At 52.5% G+C, this 18,067-nt stretch carries 16 protein-coding genes; 1 reads left to right on the top strand and 15 read right to left on the bottom strand.

What is annotated here, in order from left to right; all coding sequences use genetic code 11:
- Positions 1 to 187: 187 nt before the first annotated feature.
- The 9 genes from flhe to tar all read right to left on the bottom strand — a co-directional run bounded on the left by flhe (position 188) and on the right by tar (position 10,261).
- On the bottom strand, positions 188 to 580 hold the full coding sequence (gene flhe / locus BZK41_RS24280) for a flagellar protein FlhE (protein ID WP_079939876.1): 393 nt from the start codon (positions 578 to 580) through the stop codon (positions 188 to 190).
- Entirely contained in the window at positions 580 to 2,658 is a 2,079-nt protein-coding gene (flhA, locus tag BZK41_RS24275; RefSeq protein ID WP_003034666.1) for a flagellar biosynthesis protein FlhA, read from the bottom strand. The genes flhe and flhA overlap by 1 nt, the downstream gene beginning before the upstream one ends.
- Positions 2,651 to 3,802 carry a flagellar biosynthesis protein FlhB gene (flhB, locus tag BZK41_RS24270; protein ID WP_079939875.1) on the bottom strand — a complete coding sequence of 384 codons (1,152 nt, stop codon included), beginning with the start codon at positions 3,800 to 3,802 and terminating at the stop codon, positions 2,651 to 2,653. Before flhB ends, flhA begins: the two co-directional genes overlap by 8 nt.
- 158 nt (positions 3,803 to 3,960) lie before the next feature.
- Entirely contained in the window at positions 3,961 to 4,605 is a 645-nt protein-coding gene (gene cheZ, locus BZK41_RS24265; protein ID WP_003034659.1) for a protein phosphatase CheZ, read from the bottom strand.
- Between the two features lie 10 nt (positions 4,606 to 4,615).
- On the bottom strand, positions 4,616 to 5,005 hold the full coding sequence (gene cheY / locus BZK41_RS24260) for a chemotaxis response regulator CheY (RefSeq protein WP_003034656.1): 390 nt from the start codon (positions 5,003 to 5,005) through the stop codon (positions 4,616 to 4,618).
- A 17-nt stretch (positions 5,006 to 5,022) separates the two neighbouring features.
- Complete coding sequence (locus BZK41_RS24255) at positions 5,023 to 6,072, bottom strand: chemotaxis response regulator protein-glutamate methylesterase (RefSeq protein WP_003833872.1); 1,050 nt, start codon at positions 6,070 to 6,072, stop codon at positions 5,023 to 5,025.
- A complete protein-coding gene (gene cheR, locus BZK41_RS24250) occupies positions 6,069 to 6,941 on the bottom strand; it encodes a protein-glutamate O-methyltransferase CheR (protein WP_003833874.1) in 873 nt (290 codons plus the stop codon). Before cheR ends, BZK41_RS24255 begins: the two co-directional genes overlap by 4 nt.
- Positions 6,942 to 6,960: 19 nt before the next feature.
- Complete coding sequence (gene tap / locus BZK41_RS24245) at positions 6,961 to 8,562, bottom strand: methyl-accepting chemotaxis protein IV (RefSeq protein WP_079939874.1); 1,602 nt, start codon at positions 8,560 to 8,562, stop codon at positions 6,961 to 6,963.
- Positions 8,563 to 8,605: 43 nt separating this feature from the next.
- Positions 8,606 to 10,261, bottom strand: a complete 1,656-nt coding sequence (gene tar / locus BZK41_RS24240) for a methyl-accepting chemotaxis protein II (RefSeq protein ID WP_079939873.1) — start codon at positions 10,259 to 10,261, stop codon at positions 8,606 to 8,608.
- Between the two features lie 407 nt (positions 10,262 to 10,668).
- Here tar and BZK41_RS24235 point away from each other — a divergent pair, with 407 nt between their 5' ends.
- On the top strand, positions 10,669 to 11,928 hold the full coding sequence (locus tag BZK41_RS24235; RefSeq protein ID WP_079939872.1) for a dicarboxylate/amino acid:cation symporter: 1,260 nt from the start codon (positions 10,669 to 10,671) through the stop codon (positions 11,926 to 11,928).
- 76 nt (positions 11,929 to 12,004) lie between these two features.
- On the opposite strand, the gene cheW is transcribed toward BZK41_RS24235, so the two are convergent.
- The 6 genes from cheW to flhD all read right to left on the bottom strand — a co-directional run bounded on the left by cheW (position 12,005) and on the right by flhD (position 17,430).
- Complete coding sequence (gene cheW, locus BZK41_RS24230) at positions 12,005 to 12,508, bottom strand: chemotaxis protein CheW (protein ID WP_079939871.1); 504 nt, start codon at positions 12,506 to 12,508, stop codon at positions 12,005 to 12,007.
- A 20-nt stretch (positions 12,509 to 12,528) separates the two neighbouring features.
- Positions 12,529 to 14,565, bottom strand: coding sequence for a chemotaxis protein CheA (gene cheA, locus BZK41_RS24225; protein ID WP_079939870.1), 2,037 nt, complete (start codon positions 14,563 to 14,565; stop codon positions 12,529 to 12,531).
- Positions 14,566 to 14,569: 4 nt separating this feature from the next.
- Positions 14,570 to 15,499, bottom strand: coding sequence for a flagellar motor protein MotB (gene motB, locus BZK41_RS24220; RefSeq protein ID WP_016153441.1), 930 nt, complete (start codon positions 15,497 to 15,499; stop codon positions 14,570 to 14,572).
- A complete protein-coding gene (motA, locus tag BZK41_RS24215) occupies positions 15,496 to 16,383 on the bottom strand; it encodes a flagellar motor stator protein MotA (RefSeq protein WP_016153442.1) in 888 nt (295 codons plus the stop codon). Before motA ends, motB begins: the two co-directional genes overlap by 4 nt.
- 124 nt (positions 16,384 to 16,507) lie before the next feature.
- Positions 16,508 to 17,092, bottom strand: a complete 585-nt coding sequence (flhC, locus tag BZK41_RS24210) for a flagellar transcriptional regulator FlhC (RefSeq protein ID WP_008785071.1) — start codon at positions 17,090 to 17,092, stop codon at positions 16,508 to 16,510.
- Positions 17,089 to 17,430: a flagellar transcriptional regulator FlhD gene (flhD, locus tag BZK41_RS24205; protein WP_003034622.1), complete on the bottom strand. Its 342-nt coding sequence runs from the start codon at positions 17,428 to 17,430 to the stop codon at positions 17,089 to 17,091. Before flhD ends, flhC begins: the two co-directional genes overlap by 4 nt.
- Positions 17,431 to 18,067: the final 637 nt, after the last annotated feature.

The following is an 18,067-nucleotide window of genomic DNA, read 5'->3' as shown; positions in this document are numbered from 1 at the left end:
GTAAAAGCTAACAGGAAGTGAAACCTTTCTATTTCTGCCAGAGGGATTCGTGAAATGGCAACAATACAAAGAGCCCGGCAACGTACGTCACTTATTTTATAAAACGTCGTTTCCATTTAATTGAATGAGAAGATTGAATGTTGAAACAACCAGCAGTTTCCACTACTGGTCTGAATGACGGAGGGTGTTAACGGTAGTTCACAATCACCTGATTGCTCTGAATGCGTAACGCGGGGATCAGGCGACCACCGCCAGGGACTTCCCAGACAAAATGCATCGGTTCAATGGCCGGAACATTATTGAACCCGTTGGTGGTTCCACTTTGCCCGTCCAGCTCGACACATCGGGACTGAGAACATAAACGCACCCGCAAACCTGCGGGCGTGGGGCCATTCAGCTCATAGCGCCAGGCCACCAGCGTCATCAAACCCGAGACCGGCTGGCTGGGAACTAAAGGCGCAGACGAGGCTGACTGGCCACGGTGATTTAAGGTGATCCCCATTCCGCTAGCCTGCCAGGCCCCTTCTCCGGCGGCCTGCGCCATCAGAGGAAAAAATAACAACCACAGTAACTTTCGCATTATTTACCTCCAATGGTCGCCGTCATGCGGATATGGCGGTTATCGGAAAGCTCCATGTTCGATAACACCACCAACTGCGGGATGCTGCGACGTAAAAACCGCGCCAGTAACGGACGTAACGCGTGATTAACCAGCAAGACCGGCGGCGCGCCCAACATTTCCTGTCGGGACAGCGCTTCCTGAGTCTGGGCCAGCAGTCGGTCTGCCAGCCCAGGCTCCAGGCCGCCGCCGCCCTGCAGTGCTTGCAGCAGCAAACGCTCGAGTGGAGTATCAAGACCGATAACCTGAACCTCTTCATTACCCGGGAACCACTGCTGAGTGATGGCGCGTCCTAACGCAACACGGACGACCGCGGTAAGCTCATGCGGATCGTTTTGCAGCGGCGCGTGTTCCGCCAGCGTTTCAAGGATGGTGCGCATATCGCGAATCGGTACTTTCTCATCCAGCAAGTTCTGCAGCACTTTATGCAGCGTGGTGAGTGTCACAACACCCGGCACCAGATCTTCCGTCAGCTTCGGCATCTCCTGCGACACACGATCCAGTAGCTGTTGCGCCTCCTGACGGCCAAACAGCTCAGCGGCGAACTGCCCAATCAGGTGGTTTAGATGCGTAGCGACAACAGTACTGGCTTCAACCACCGTAAAGCCCTGAATTTGCGCCTGTTCTTTCAATGCGCTTTCAATCCAGATAGCGTCCAGTCCGAAAGCCGGATCGACCGTTTTCTCACCCGGCAGCGACCCGGCGGCAGTACCTGGGTTAATGGCCAGCCAACGTCCCGGATAGGCGTCACCGCTGCCAATTTCCACCCCTTTCATCAAAATTCGATAGCGGGCCGGCTGCAGATCCATGTTGTCACGGATATGTACCACCGGCGGCAGGAAGCCCATATCCTGGGCAAATTTCTTACGAATACTGCGAATTCGCCCCAGCAATTCGCCATCCTGCTGAAAGTCCACCATTGGGATCAGGCGGTAACCTACCTCCATGCCCAGCGAATCTTCCAGCTGCACGTCGTTCCATGTGGCTTCCACCACGGAGTTGTTTTCCGGCATTTTCACCGGCTGCGGTTCATCCGGCGCTTTTTGCTCGCGACCGCGCATCCACCAGGCCAGGCCCAGTAATGCGGCAGTAAACATCAGAAACACCAGGTTCGGCATGCCCGGAACCAGGCCCAAAAGTCCAAGTACCGCCGCACTGAGCAGCATAACGCTGGGGTTGCTGAACAGTTGGGTCACCATCTGTTCACCTACGTCCTGGTCGGTACTCACGCGGGTCACGATAACGCCCGCCGCGGTAGAGATAACCAGCGCGGGAATTTGTGCCACCAGCCCGTCACCGATGGTCAGCAGGGTATAACTTTCCGCAGCGCTGCCCATGCTCATACCATGCTGCAACACCCCAACTAACAGACCGCCGACTACGTTGATCACCATGATCAAAATACCGGCGATGGCGTCTCCACGGACGAATTTACTCGCACCGTCCATTGAGCCGTAAAAATCCGCTTCCTGGGTCACTTCCGAGCGTCGTTTTTTAGCTTCATCTTCGCCAATCAGACCGGCATTCAAATCCGCATCAATCGCCATCTGCTTGCCGGGCATTCCGTCCAGTACAAAGCGCGCGCCTACCTCGGCGATACGTCCTGCACCTTTAGTGATTACCATAAAGTTAATGATGACAAGAATCACGAAGACCACGATACCAATCGCGAAGTTACCGCCCACCAGGAAGTGACCAAAGGCTTCAACCACCTTCCCCGCCGCCGCCGCGCCAGTGTGTCCTTCCATCAAAATGATACGGGTCGACGCGACGTTCAGGGCCAAACGTAATAATGTGGTAAACAGCAAAATCGTCGGGAATGCGGCAAACTCCAGCGTACGCTGGGTGAACATCGCCACCAGCAGCACCATGATCGACAGCGCAATGTTAAATGTGAACAGCAAATCGAGGACGAAAGCCGGCAGCGGCAGCACCATCATCGACAGGATCAGCAGGATGAGGATCGGTCCGGCAAGGATTTGCCATTGCGTGGATTTCAGGTTGCTGGGCAGACGCAGCATCGCGACCAGATTAGCCATCAGTATTCTTCTCGTTCATGAAATCCAGTGCTTCAGGCACCGGAAGGTTTTCAGGTTGTGGTGGACGCTTGCCGCCAGCCAGACGCCAGCGTTTTAGCTGCCATACCCATGCCAGTACTTCGGCAACGGCGGCATACAATTGACCCGGTATTTGCTGACCTATTTCAGCATGGCGATAGAGCGCACGCGCCAGTGGTGGCGCTTCTAACGTAGGAACACGGTGCTCTGCGCCAATTTCACGAATGCGCAGCGCAACCAGTCCGGCCCCCTTAGCGACAACTTTCGGGGCACTCATTTTGTTCTCGTCATACTTCAACGCCACTGAGTAGTGCGTAGGGTTAGTGACAATAACGTCTGCTTTTGGTACATCCGCCATCATGCGACGCTGAGCGGCCGCGCGCTGCATTTGACGAATTTTGCCCTTAACGTGCGGGTCACCTTCGCTTTGCTTAAATTCATCACGGATATCCTGACGCGACATACGCAGTTTTTTCAGATGGCTATAGATCTGGAAAAAGACGTCGAACCCCACCATCGGAATGACGCCAAGCACCACCAGTAGTGCACACATACCGACTAAATCCAGGGCGTTGCCCATCGCCGTAATCGGTGACTCCGCCATCAGACGCATCATCGCTGGCCAGTTATGCCAGAGATAAAATCCGGCCACGCTTCCCACTAACGTGGACTTCAGTATCGCTTTGAGCAGTTCTGCGCCGGTTTGCGCGGAAAACATGCGCTTAATGCCCGGTAACGGATTCAGCTTAGAGAATTTGGGTTGCAGGGATTTACCGCTGAAGATCAAACCGCCAAGCATCACCGGAGAGATTAAAGCCACCAGAACGACGCCGGTAATCAACGGCAACAGCGCAATCATCGCGTCTTTAATCAGCAGGATGATTTGGCTCAGGATCAGATTCGGGTCGTTGACCATACTGTGGTCAAAACGTAATCCGGTCGACAGCATGCCAGCCAGTCTGCGGGCAAGCGACTCCCCACCAATCCAGATAATGCACACACCCACCAGCAAAATAAGTAGTGAGGTCAGCTCTTTGGATCGGGGGATCTGCCCTTCTTCCCGTGCTTTTTCAAGTCGGTGGGGTGTGGGGGCTTCTGTTTTGTCGTCGTCGCTTTCTTCTGCCACGCATCAGACCCTGGATAGAGATATAGGCGAGAATGATGCCAGAACAGCTATCCAGCAATGGGAAGAGTAAGCGGTAAAAAAGACGGGATTTATGGCTTTAAGCAGAATTGCGCGTAAGCCGGATGAGAGGTCCACGCCTCACATCCGGCAAATACTCATCAGAACCCGAGGCTATCCAGCAGGTCGTCAACCTGATCCTGACTTGCCACTACGCCAGCTTTCGAGGCGTCAACCTGCGGGCCGTTAAGCAAGCTTTCGTTTTCACGTTTTGGACGAGCGCCCTGTTCCGGAATGTTTTCCAACAGAACCATCAGCAGCTGACGTTCAATTTCCTGGATAACATCCATCATGCGCTTGATGACCTGTCCGGTGAGATCCTGGAAATCCTGCGCCATCATGATGTCCAGCAACTGGGCATTGGTAAAGCTGGTATGTCCGGGCACATCACCAAGGAATTGACGGGTATCGGTGACCAGTTCTCGAGCGTCGGACAGTTCGATCGGATTTTCGAACCATTCATCCCAGCGTTTGGTCAGGTCTTTGGCCCCTTTTTCCATCGCGTCCTGATGCGGCTGCGAAGCTTCTACACTGTTCAGCGCGCGCTCTGCCGCCTGAGCGGTCATCTGTACAACGTAATCGAGACGATCGCGGGCATCGGGAATCGCTTCTGCCGCTTCGGCAATGGCCTGATCCAGCCCCAGTTCACGCAAGCTGTCGCGCAGCATTCGGGTCAAACTGCCGATGCGCGCGATGATGTCCCCTGCAGAGTGCTCGTCAGCAGGTTTAATTTGTGGTTGCATCATCATCACACCCTCACATGCCCAGTTTCTCAAAGATTTTATTCAGTTTTTCTTCCAGCGTCGCCGCTGTGAACGGTTTCACGACATAGCCACTGGCACCTGCCTGTGCTGCCGCAATGATATTCTCTTTTTTGGCTTCTGCCGTGACCATCAGTACCGGCAGAGAAGCCATCCCGCCATCGGCACGGATGGTTTTCAGCAGTTCCAGCCCATCCATGTTCGGCATGTTCCAGTCAGAAATAACAAAACCGAATCCCCCAGCCTGCAGCTTGTTCAGCGCATCCACGCCGTCCTCAGCTTCTTCAACATTGTTGAATCCCAGCTCTTTGAGCAAGTTACGCACGATGCGACGCATGGTGGAAAAGTCATCCACAACCAAAAACTTAAGCTCTTTATCCGCCATAAAAATAAACTCCTGATTCAAATACGTATTGCCTGTCCGGCACTAATTTTCACCAGCATTTGCTGGCTCACCTGGCTAAGATCGACCACTTCGCTTACGCCACCCATATTGATGGCCTCGCGCGGCATGCCGAACACCACACAACTTGCTTCGTTTTGCGCAATGGTCCAGGCTCCCGCCTGGTTCATCGCTAACATTCCGGCTGCGCCATCGTTGCCCATACCGGTCAGGATCACCCCGACGGCATTGCGCCCCGCATGTTTCGCCACCGAATGGAACAGCACATCCACTGAGGGTCGATGCCGATTAACCGGCGGACCGTCATGAATTTTGATTTGATAGTTCGCGCCGCTGCGCGCCAGTTCCATATGCTTGTCACCCGGCGCGATATATGCATGCCCCGGGAGTACGCGCTCTCCGTCTTCAGCTTCTTTCACGGTTATCTGACACAGTTTGTTCAGACGTTCGGCGAACGAACGGGTAAATCCAGGCGGCATATGCTGGGTAATAAGAATACCGGGACTTGAAAGCGGCAATGGCTGGAGTACATGGCGAATTGCCTCTGTTCCTCCGGTTGAGGCGCCAATCACCAACAGTTTTTCCGAACTGAGTAATGGCCCCGCTTTCAAGGTCGTCGGTGCCGCCATGGGCTTATGGGCCGCCAGTTTTGCCCGCGATGCGGTGCGGATTTTCTCCGCAATCATCTCGCTATACGCCAGCATTCCTTCGCGGATCCCCAGTTGCGGTTTGGTGACAAAATCAATCGCCCCCAGTTCCAGGGCCCGCAGCGTGACCTCTGAACCTTTACCGGTCAGTGAAGAAACCATCACCACCGGCATTGGACGCAGGCGCATCAACTTCTCAAGGAAGTCGAGGCCGTCCATGCGCGGCATTTCCACGTCCAGCGTCAGGACGTCGGGATTGTATTTTTTGATTAAATCCCGGGCGACCAACGGATCCGGCGCCGTCGCCACCATTTCCATATCACTGTGGCTGTTAATAATTTCGGTCATGATTTGACGCATCAATGCAGAATCATCTACCGACAACACCCTGATTTTACTCATGCTTTATCCTTACCTGGCGCATGCGCATACACGGTCTGTCCACGCAGGCTAAACTCGCGCACGAGGTTGCTAAAGTTTTCTGAATGACCTGCAAACAGCAGCCCATCGGGTTTAAGAAGAGGAACAAAACGGTGCAAAATGTCCTGCTGCGTCGTTTTATCGAAATAGATCATCACGTTACGGCAAAATATGGCATCAAAAGGGCCTGGCACGTTGTACTGCTTATCCAGTAAGTTCACGCTGGAAAACTCAACATGACCTGCCAGTTCCTGCCGAACGCGTACCAGCCCTTCATGCGGTCCGGTGCCGCGCATGAAATAACGCTGCAGCTGCTGGGGTGACAGCGTCTTTAGCTCATCGAGGCGATAAATGCCATTTCTGGCCTTTTCCAGCACTTCGGTATCAATGTCGCTGGCAAAAACACGCCAGCGGCCCGGTGCCATACCTAAGGTATCGGCAAGCGTAATCGCAATGCTGTAGGGTTCTTCTCCGGTTGACGCCGCCGCGCTCCAGACGCGGTATTCACCGTTGCGCCGACGAGCATGATCTGACAGCACCGGAAAATGATGCCCTTCGCGAAAAAACGCGGTCAGGTTGGTAGTCAGGGAATTAATAAAAGCCTGCCATTCAGCACTGTTCTGGTTAGCTTCCAGCATGCTGAGATAGCGACCAAAGTCATCCAGCCCCAGGGTACGCAGACGACGAACAAGGCGGTTATAAACCATGTCCCGCTTATGGTCGGCCAGTACGATCCCCGCACGCTGGTAGATTAATTGACATATCCGACGAAAATGCGCGTCAGACAGCGCGAGGCGCTGTGTCATCTGTAACAATAATGACGTTTGCCCGGAGGGCAGAGATGATGTCATAGCGCCTTCTCAATCACATTCAGGATACAACGGGCGCAACCTGAGGCTGCGCCAACTCTTGTTTTGCTACGGTTTGCTCTTCAAGTTTAAAAAATGCGACACAGGCAGAAAGATGATCGGCCTGCGTCGCAAGTTGTCCGGCGGCGGATGCGGCTTCTTCCACCAGCCCGGCGTTTTGCTGCGTCACTGAGTCCATCTGGCTGACGGCCTGCGCCACCTGCTCAATGCCTCTGCGCTGTTCATCGGATGCCGAGGCAATCTCGCCCATGATGTCGTTAACCCGGGTCACCGAACTGACTATTTCCGTCATAGTGCGCGACGCCATATCCACCAGCTGCGAGCCCTGATGCACCCGGGTGACAGATTCCTCAATGAGCCCCTTAATTTCTTTCGCCGCCTGCGCGCTACGGCTTGCCAGATTACGCACTTCACCAGCGACGACGGCAAAACCACGTCCTTGCTCCCCCGCCCTGGCGGCCTCTACCGCGGCATTCAACGCCAGGATATTGGTCTGGAAGGCAATGCTGTCAATCACGCCAATGATGTCGCCGATTTTCTGCGAGCTGGCAGAAATCTCATGCATGGTGCTGGCAACCCGGGACGTCTGCTCGCCACCTTTATGCGCTGTGTCTGCCGCACTTTTGGCAATTCCTGACGCCTGGCGCGCGTTATCAGCGTTCTGGCCGACGGTGGCGGTCAGTTGTTCCATGCTGGCTGCCGTTTGTGCCAGCGCAGCCGCCTGCTGTTCGGTTCGCGAAGATAAATCGTTATTGCCCATCGCGATTTCTGAAATACCGCTATGCATGGCTGAGCTGCCCTGACGAACGTCACTTACCGTTTCGCGTAACGCCTTTTGCATCTTCTGCAGGCTGGCAAAAATGGCCGAGATCTCATTGCGCCCATAAACCGCTACCGGTCGTGCCAGATTTCCCGCGGCAATACTGTCAAAATGGCTGCCAATAATCGCCAGCGGCTGAACGATCATCTTGCGCGACCAGAACAGCGCACCGCTGGTGAGCAGTGCCGCCAGTACCACCATGGTGGCGAAAATCACCCCCGACATGTGATAATTGCGCTGACTCTGCTCTCCTGCCGTTTGCAACACGCTGTCGATGTTGCTCTGCCACGCATTCACATTCGCATCAAAAGCATCCTGAGCCGCCTGCACCGGCGCAGTCAGAAAATCTGACAACTGATTGTTTTCAAGCCAGGTGGCTTGATGCGCGAGAGCGCTATGCCACTGGTTGAAATTTTTCTCAGTTGCGCCTAACAGCGCCTTGCCTTGTTCCGTCGCATCCGACGTCGCTATAAAGCGTTTAAACATCAATTCAGATTGCGCCAGGCTATCGCGCGCGAGGGTCATCAGCGTTTTGATGTCCTCTGGCGGATAGCTCAGGGCGGTCAGCGTCCCTGCCTTATTAAGGGCCGTACTGGCCTGTAATAACACAGCGCGGGTTTGTGCCAGCGCAGCGCGTTGCTGATTACTCCGTTCGACCTGATTCAGGTTCTGAAAACCGTCCCGAAATGCCCAGAAGGACAAGCCATTACTGCCAATCTGCAAAACACCGCAGAGGATTAAAATCAAAAACAGCGTGGTCGAAATTCGAATACGATTAAACATCAACGCTCCCATCGGGCGGCACTGGCCGCGGTTTAACTATCAGTCAAAATGTTTCCCAATTCGTATCTTGTTCAATGCTCTGGCGCGGATAGGATGCGCCCGGGGCTGCTGGTAATCGTGTATCGCGCGGTTTTGTCGAGGCCGGACGTGACGCAAGACGGAAAGTCGATACCGACTGCGTCAGGCGACTGGCCTGTTCTTCAAGAGCGGCCGCTGCGGCAGCTGACTCCTGTACCAAAGAGGCGTTCTGCTGCGTCACGCGATCCATTTCAGAGACCGCGAGCGCAACCTGATCAATCCCCCGGCTTTGCTCGTCGGAGGCTGAGGCAATCTCACCCATGATATCGGTCACCCGCGTCACGGCATTGACGATGTCGTTCATCGTTTCCCCAGCGCTTTCTACCAGTACAGAACCGGTATCAACCCGGGAAACGGAATCTTCAATCAACGCTTTGATCTCTTTTGCCGCCTGCGCACTGCGGCTTGCCAGATTACGCACCTCGCCCGCTACCACGGCAAAGCCACGGCCTTGCTCACCGGCGCGTGCTGCTTCAACCGCCGCGTTCAGTGCGAGAATGTTGGTCTGAAAGGCAATGCCATCGATGACGCTGATGATGTCGGCGATTTTCTTCGAGCTATCGGCGATTTCGTGCATGGTGTTCACCACGCTATCAACCACTTTGCCGCCATGCTGCGCGGTGTCAGAAGCGCTTTTCGCCAGTTGCGAGGCCTGACGCGCGTTGTCCGCGTTTTGCTTCACGGTTGCGGTCAGCTGTTCCATGCTGGCTGCGGTCTCTTCCAGCGCAGAGGCCTGCTGTTCCGTACGAGATGAAAGATCGGTGTTTCCGCTGGCAATTTCGCTGGTACCGGAATAAATCGCATCAGAGCCTTCACGCACCAGAGTGACGGTTTCCGTCAGTGAGCGCTGCATATGATCAACCGTACTGGCCAACTCGCCGATTTCGTTACGACCGCTAACGGTGAGAGTTGCGGTCAGGTTACCGCTGGCGATTTCCCGAATATGGGCAATAACGCGGGAAAGAGGATTAAGCAGGGTATGACGGATACCGTACCAGACCACCACCAGAATCAGTACCAGCACGACGGCCAGCACGCCAAGCTGCCATTGGGCGAAATGGTAATCCCGCGCGCTTTGATCAAATGCCTGAACGTAAAGCTTTTCGCTAACGCTGGCGTACTTGCCCAGCGCCTCGCCGAGCGCGTTTTGCATTCCCTGCGTAGGCTGCGCAAAGTAGGCGTCCATATTGCCGCTTTCCAGAAACTGAACCAGCTCTGCCAGGGCCGCATGGTACTGCTGATATTTTTCCTCAACGTTGCCGCTGGCTTCTGCCATTTCCGGCAACGGTGTGATGTTTTTAAATTTTGCGTAATGCGTTTCAGCCTGCGCCAGCGATGCTTTCGCATTCTTCAGCAGATCGTTTTTGGCGCTGCTTTGCTGGTTAGACGCATCCATCATCATGCGCGCAGAAGAACGGCTTAAATTGATTCGTGTTTGCAGCATCAGATCCCATGTTGAGGTGAGTTCACTTTGCTGCTGTCGAAGATCGTTCGAAATAACAAAACTTTGCTGATTCTGCTGCAATGAAGAAAACAACAGACCACCGGAAACAAGCTGTAGCAGTGCGAAAACCCCCAGCACCATCATCAGCATTGTGACAACGCGGATACGGTTAAACATAAGGCACCTTCCTGAAAACGAGTTATCAACGTTATCGGCAGTGGCTGAGATAACTTTACGTTTGCGAAAAGGAAATCCTGAAGGGATGTGAAGCCTGGCGAGGGGAAGGTAAAAACGCGTGCGCAACAACCACAAATCATTCACATAAAAACACCACATTTATCATGCAAATAACATTTATATTCATCGGTAAGCACGGTCAGATTGGCTGAAACACGCTTTTTTGTGTGATTGAGATCACACAATAACTTTGTAAATACCACAACAAAATGGATAAAAAATTAAAAAAAGTTGTATCCGCTTACGCTTTAATCCAATTTATATGATGAATACTTCGTTACCACTTAATAAGTATAAAAAATGAGTAACCGATCAATAAATGTTAAATCCTTACTGAGGGCTTTTTAGTGGCAAATGCAAACAAACTCACGTTGTTTATCGTGATCTTCATGCTGGCGGGGATCCTGTCGGGTGCGGTGATCCACTCTTATGCCTCCCCCGGCGTTGTAACCGCCTGGGCCGATAATATTACGCTTCTCACCGACATCTTTTTACGTCTGATTAAGATGGTGATCGCGCCTTTAGTATTCAGCACCCTGACCGTTGGTATTATGCGTCTGGGGGAAACGTCCACCATCGGTCGTGTGGGCGGGAAAGCGATGATCTGGTTTATCAGCTCTTCTATATTGTCTATTCTGGTCGGTCTGTTTGTGGTTTCCCTTGAGCAACCCGGCAGCGGGCTGAACCTGGCGATCCCGCAGGAAGCCACCGACACCGGTCTCGCCGTGGGCGGCATGAGCCTGAAAGGTTTTCTGACGCATACCATTCCAACCAGCATCGCCGAAGCGATGGCTAACAATGAGATCCTGCAAATTGTGGTGTTCTCGATGTTCTTCGGTATTGGTGGCGCATCCCTTGGTGAGAAATTCAACGCCCCGCTGGTTGCGGCGCTGGATGTCGTTTCCCACATTATGCTGAAAGTGACTGGCTACGTGATGTACGTTGCACCGCTGGCTATTTTTGCCGCCATCTCTTCCGTAATCTCCACCCAGGGGCTGGGGATCCTGCTTAACTATGCGTCGTTTATCGGCGGCTACTATGTGGCGATTTTACTGACCTGCCTGGTTCTGCTGGCGGTGGGTTATGTCATGCTGAAAAAAGAGGTATTTCGCCTGGTAAGCATGCTGAAAGACCCGGTTCTGGTCGCATTCACTACCAGCAGCTCTGAGGCCGCTTATCCGAAAACGCTGGAGCAATTAACTAAATTTGGCTGCTCACCCAACATCGTGTCATTCGTGCTGCCTATCGGTTATTCGTTTAACCTGGTTGGTTCCATGGTCTACTGTTCATTTGCCTCCATGTTTATCGCGCAGGCCTATAATATTCACCTCTCCTTCGCAGAAATCACCGTCCTGATGCTGACGCTGATGCTGGCGTCCAAAGGGATTGCCGGTGTGCCGCGTTCAGCACTGGTGGTGCTGGCTGCAACCATCCCGAGCTTTAATATTCCGGTCGCCGGGATCCTGTTACTGATGGGAATTGACCACTTCCTGGATATGGGACGTTCAGCAATCAACGTATTAGGTAACGGGATTGCAACGGCGATGCTGGCGCAGGATGAAGGTTTACTGGAAGAAGAACCGGAGCTGGTTGAGCGGGAAGCGTAAGAGGGAAACCTGCCGGATGCACTACGCTAATCCGGCCTACAACAGCACTCATTGTAGGCCGGATGAGTTATGGTGATTATGCGACGTGGGAAGCGGCAATATCCAGCAGCGCCATTTCTTCGCTGTTCAGCAGCTTCTCAATGTTGACCAGAATCAGCATCCGGTCACCCAGCGCACCTAATCCCGTCAAATATTCCGTCGACAGCGTAACCGCAAACTCCGGTGCAGGACGGATTTGATCCGTCGTCAGCGACAGGACATCCGAGACGCCATCAACCACAATCCCAACCACCCGCTGCCCCAGATTCAGCACAATCACCACGGTGTTTTCGTTGTAATCCACATCGCTCTGGCTAAATTTCACGCGCAGGTCGACGATAGGCACAATCACACCACGCAGGTTCGTAACGCCTTTGATAAACGAAGGCGTGTTAGCAATGCGCGTCACCTGATCATAACCACGGATTTCCTGCACTTTCAGGATATCGATACCGTACTCTTCATCCCCCAGCGTAAACACGAGGAATTCCTGACCTGACGGTTCGCCGGCCAGTTTAGTTACATTACTCATACCGGTCATATTATTCCCTTCTCACTCAATCAGGCGGCTGTGATCGCCACACGTTGTTCGCGGTTTAACCCCTGCAATGCAGAGACATCGACAATCAGCGCGACGCTGCCATCGCCGAGGATCGTTGCAGCAGAAATACCTGGCACTTTGCGGTAGTTACTTTCCAGGTTTTTGACCACCACCTGGTGTTGGCCAATTAACTGATCGACCAGCAGCGCATAGCGACGTCCTGCACTTTGTAAAATCACTACAATGCCCTGAGTTGCTTCTGTTTTTGCGCCTTCAACCTCGAAGACTTTCCACAGCTCAACCAGCGGTAAATATTCGCCACGCACTTCCAGCACGCGCTCTCCTCCGGCCAGCGGATGGAGATCTTCTTCGCGCGGTTGCAGCGATTCCATCACGGCATTCAGTGGCAGAATGAAGACCTCATCCGCCACGCGCACGGACATCCCGTCGAGGATCGCCAGCGTCAGCGGCAGCAGAATGCGAATAGTAGTCCCCTGTCCCTGTTTAGACTGGATCTCAACATGGCCGCCCATCTCCTGGATATTTCGCTTCACCACATCCATACCCACGCCGCGTCCGGAAACATCCGTCACCTGTTCAGCGGTCGAAAAGCCTGGCGCGAAGATCAACATACCCACTTCGTCATCGCTCATGTTTTCGTGAATCGGCATGCCCTGAGAGACAGCTTTAGCCAGGATACGTTCGCGGTTCAGGCCAGCGCCATCATCGGTCACTTCAATACAAATATTCCCGCCTTGATGCTCCGCGGAAAGCGTCAGATTGCCAATTGGGCTTTTGCCTGATTCAAGGCGTTTTTCCGGCAGTTCGATACCATGGTCGAGGCTGTTACGCACCAGGTGCGTCAACGGATCGATGATGCGTTCAATCAGGCTCTTATCGAGTTCGGTTGAGCTACCTACCTGCGTCAGCTCGACCTGTTTACCCAGCTTACCGGCCAGATCGCGCACCAGACGAGGGAAACGACTGAACACATACTCCATCGGCATCATACGAATCGACATCACCGACTCTTGCAAATCTCGGGCGTTACGTTGTAACTGACCCATACTGGTGATGAGATCGCCATGATTGACAGGATCCAGTTCGTTAGAGCGCTGGGCCAGCATCGACTGCGTGATCACCAACTCACCGACCAGGTTAATAAGCTGATCAACCTTTTCAACCGCTACGCGGATACTGGTCGACTCGCTGGCGCGGGCTGGTTTTTCACGTTCCACGCGGCTATGTGGTGCTTCACTGGCGGTAGCTTTCACCGCAGGTGCCACAGCAACCGGCTGCGGCTCAGTGACAACAGCCACCTCTTCAGGTTCAACTGCCACAGGCGCTGCACTGACGGTTTCGAATTCAATTTGGTCAGCTTCAATGACAAAGCAGAGCACCGCGATGATGTCATCTTCTGCAAGGTTGCCATCAAGCGTTGCTGATAACGTGTCGCTACCTTTTACCACATCGGTTAAGGTCGCCAGATTCCCCAGTTCCTCTTCCAGTAAATCCACTTCGCTGGCTTTCAGACGCGAGAGAGTAATGCGTTTTTTGCTCTCTTCACTGGCGGGTTCAGGCTTTTCAACCGCCTCTTCCTGCATCGCGGCGCTGTCAACAACGCTCAGTTTTGCTGAGTTGACAACTGCCGGTGCGGTTTCACCTTTCGCTTCGAGCGCTAACTGCCGTAACGCCTGGCAGATGTACTCAAAACTTTCGGCATCAGGCTCCACTGAGCTTTTATAGGCGTCGAGCTGTTCCTGCATAATATCTTTCGTTTCCAAAAACAGGTTGATAATGTCGGCATTGAGCTGCATCTCGCCACGCCGCGCTTCATCCAGCAGGTTTTCCATCAGATGGGTCGTTTCCTGCAAAATGGTAAAGCCGAAGGTGCCCGCCCCGCCTTTAATCGAGTGCGCTGCACGAAAAATGGCATTCAGCTGTTCGGAATCCGGGGCTTCAGGAACCAAATCAAGAAGGTGTTGCTCCATATCAGCCAACAGTTCGTCAGCTTCATCAAAAAATGTCTGATAAAAATCGCTAATATCCATGCTCACGCTATCACCTCGGATTGGCTGGTGGCGATGTGGGAACGCTTGCCGGCGGAAGTTCCGCTGGCTGTTGTAAGACACTTACCGGCTCATTCTGGCTTTCAGCGTTTTCATGCAAAATGGCCTCTTCCGCCTGCTTATTGAGAACCAGCAGGCTAATACGGCGGTTGATAGCGTCTTCGGGACCGCGATCGCTCAGACGCATCGTGGCGGCCATACCTACCACACGTAATACTTTTCCATCATCCAGACCGCCGCTAACCAGCTCGCGACGCGATGCATTTGCGCGATCGGCGGACAATTCCCAGTTGCTGTACCCTTTCTCACCATTCGCGTAAGGGTAATCATCCGTGTGACCGGAAAGGCTGATCCGGTTAGGGATCCCGTTGAGCACCGGAGCAATCGCGCGCAGGATATCGCGCATGTACGGCTCAACTTCAGCGCTACCGGTCTTAAACATCGGGCGATTCTGACTGTCGATAATCTGTATCCGCAGCCCTTCCTGAACTAAATCAATCTTTAAGTGCGGACGCAGCGCTCGCAGTTTGGGATCGGATTCAATCAGTTGATCGAGATCGCCGCGAAGTTTGCTCAAACGGCTCTGTTCCATACGTTTTCTCAGGTCATCAATATTCGGCTGCTTGTTCACCTCGCCCTGCTGCTGGGTGTAATCATCCCCACCGCCAGGAATCGGGCTTTGGCTATTCGAAATACGATTTCCCCCGGTCACTGCGGTGGCCAGCGGCGTACGGAAATATTCGGCAATCTGGATCAATTCTTTAGGGCTGGAAATAGAAATGAGCCACATCACCAGAAAGAAGGCCATCATCGCGGTCATAAAATCGGCGTAGGCGATTTTCCACGAACCATGCGCCCCACCACCGTGACCTTTATGTTTGCGTCGCTTTACAACGATAATGGGATGGGCCTGATTTTTCATGCGTCCTCGGTCGTCTGCTGCGCAGTTGGATTTCTCACCGCACGAACATGCTCTTCCAGCTCGATAAACGATGGTCGTTCGCTGGAATACAGAGTCTTACGACCAAACTCGACGGCAATTGGCGGCGCGTAACCATTCAGATTGGAGAGCAGCGTTATCTTCACGCACTGCATCATTTTGGTTGTTTCAGCGCTTTTCTGCCGCAGAACGCTGGCAAGCGGAGAAATAAATCCATAGGCCAGTAAAATACCCAGGAATGTCCCTACCATCGCATGCGCAATCAGCGAACCCAGCTCAGCCGCCGGACGATCGGCAGAAGCCAGCGCATGGACAACCCCCATGACCGCCGCCACAATGCCGAACGCTGGTAATGAATCACCCACCATTGCCAGACTGTTAGCCGGAACTTCGGCCTCACTTTCGTGAGTCTCAATTTCTTCGTCCATCAGCGCTTCAATTTCAAACGTGTTCATATTGCCGCTGATAATCAAACGCAGATAATCGACAATGAAATCAAGCATTACGGCATCCGCAAGAATGCGCGGATAGCTAGCGAAGATTTCGCTCTCTTTGGGGTTTTCGATGTCGCGTTCAAGCGAGAACATGCCCTGCTGACGTGACTTGGCCATCAGGCGATACAGCAGCGCCAGCAGATCCATATACATCGCTTTGGTGTATTTTGAACGACGAAAAAGCATCGGGATCGCTTTCATCGTCCCTTTGATGGCTTTCCCGTTATTGCCGACGATGAATGCCCCAATACCCGCGCCACCGATAATCACCAGCTCAGCCGGTTGATAGAGTGCCCCAAGGTGTCCGCCGGTCATCATGTAACCGCCGAAAACTGTACCAATAACAACCAGGTAACCTAATAAGATAAGCACGACATCATCCTTTCGCAATTGACTATGACAGGATGCGCAGTCGGGCAATTAACGTAAGGCCAGGACAAAAAAAAGCAGCGGTAATCGCTTACCGCTGCTGGAGTGTTTATCCACACCGTATCAGTTAAACAGCCTGTTCGATCTGTTCATCCAGCAGTTGTGGAATAATATCGGCAGCATTCTGGGAAAGTTTACGTCTTTTTACGGCCCGTGATGGCGGCTGGCATAAACTGCAGGCAAAGCTACCTGCGGGTTGGTGTGCATGGGTGATAAAATTCCCACCGCAGCAATTGCATTGGGACAACTCCAGCAATCCGCTGTCGACAAAACGAACCAGCGTCCATGCGCGAGTTAGCGCCAGCAGCGGCCCCTCTTCCGGCTGCGGGCACTGCTCAAGATATAAACGGTACGCTTTGATCACGGCATCCACGCCGCTGCACAAACCGGTTTTGAGCAGGAATTGCCATGCGTTGCAAAACATTGAAGCATGAATGTTTTGTTCCCACGTCATAAACCAGTCGGTGGAGAACGGCAGCATCCCTTTTGGCGGAGGGCTACCGCGTAATTCTTTGTACAGCTTGATAAGTCGACCACGGCTTAATTGCGTTTCGCTTTCCAGCATTTGCAAACGGGCGCCCAATGTGATTAATTCCATTGCTAACTGGATATCACGCGCTTCCTGAACAATGCTTTTTTCGCTCATCATCAAGCCCTTTTCTTACGTGCTGCATCATCAATGTCGCTTAACAGGCGTGTTGAAAGCATGATACCGGTATGAATTTGCTGAAGATCGTCAACGCGGGAGTCTTGCGTCAGGCGAGTAACAGTCTGGTGATCGTCGAAACGGAAATGACATACCAGTTGGTTTGTTTCGGCCAGTTTGACCATTTGAGGAAGTGTTAATGTTGCCAACGTGTCCGCCATTTCCTCGCTGATACCAAGGCGAAACATCGCAGATGCTTTGTCCTGAACGATCAAACGCTGTGCAAGCAATAAATATGACAAATTGATGTCATAAATGTGTTTCAGCAACTCGGATGTATGCATTATTTGCATCCATAATAACCAACATTGTTTTCATGCGGCAAAACCGCACCCCGTGATGTCGCCGGGAAGGCCCGGTAAAAAAAAAGCAAAAGGTCAAATACATAGCAGCGTGACGACACTTACGCGTTGTCTAAACATTCCTTCTTAAGAAGGCAGCGTCCCTTACAAGCTCACATCAATTCTTACAAATGTCTAAGATTTTTCCTAATTCGACGCAACTCTACCCGCCGTCAGTTACACATACAACGGAGCTATACTGCGAATTTAAAGAATATGTGATCAAGATCACATAAATCAGCCAAACACTTAACATAAATCCATCAGCGCGGCTTTTACTTTGCTTATTTTCTGACCCCATATTCTTCATTTCAATTCCTGGCGTACGAATATTCTTGCATTAAAAGCGAATAGTATTTTGTTCACAAACGTTAATATCACGTCGTGAAATAGCGAGTTGGATCACATATTTAATGTAAAACATTATTTTAATTAAATGCTTTGTAAACAAAGACTTAAATAATAAGGTTGATTAATTAATACCAGACAGTGATAACCACTTAAATGTTAAAATATGTTTATTTTTTATTAACACATTGTTTTCATTAGCAGTGGGTTTTACTTAAGTCACCTGAACATA

The sequence above is a fragment of the Citrobacter sp. A316 genome, assembly GCF_002042945.1.
Lineage (GTDB): Bacteria > Pseudomonadota > Gammaproteobacteria > Enterobacterales > Enterobacteriaceae > Citrobacter > Citrobacter portucalensis.
This window is presented reverse-complemented; position numbering and strand designations above follow the sequence as displayed.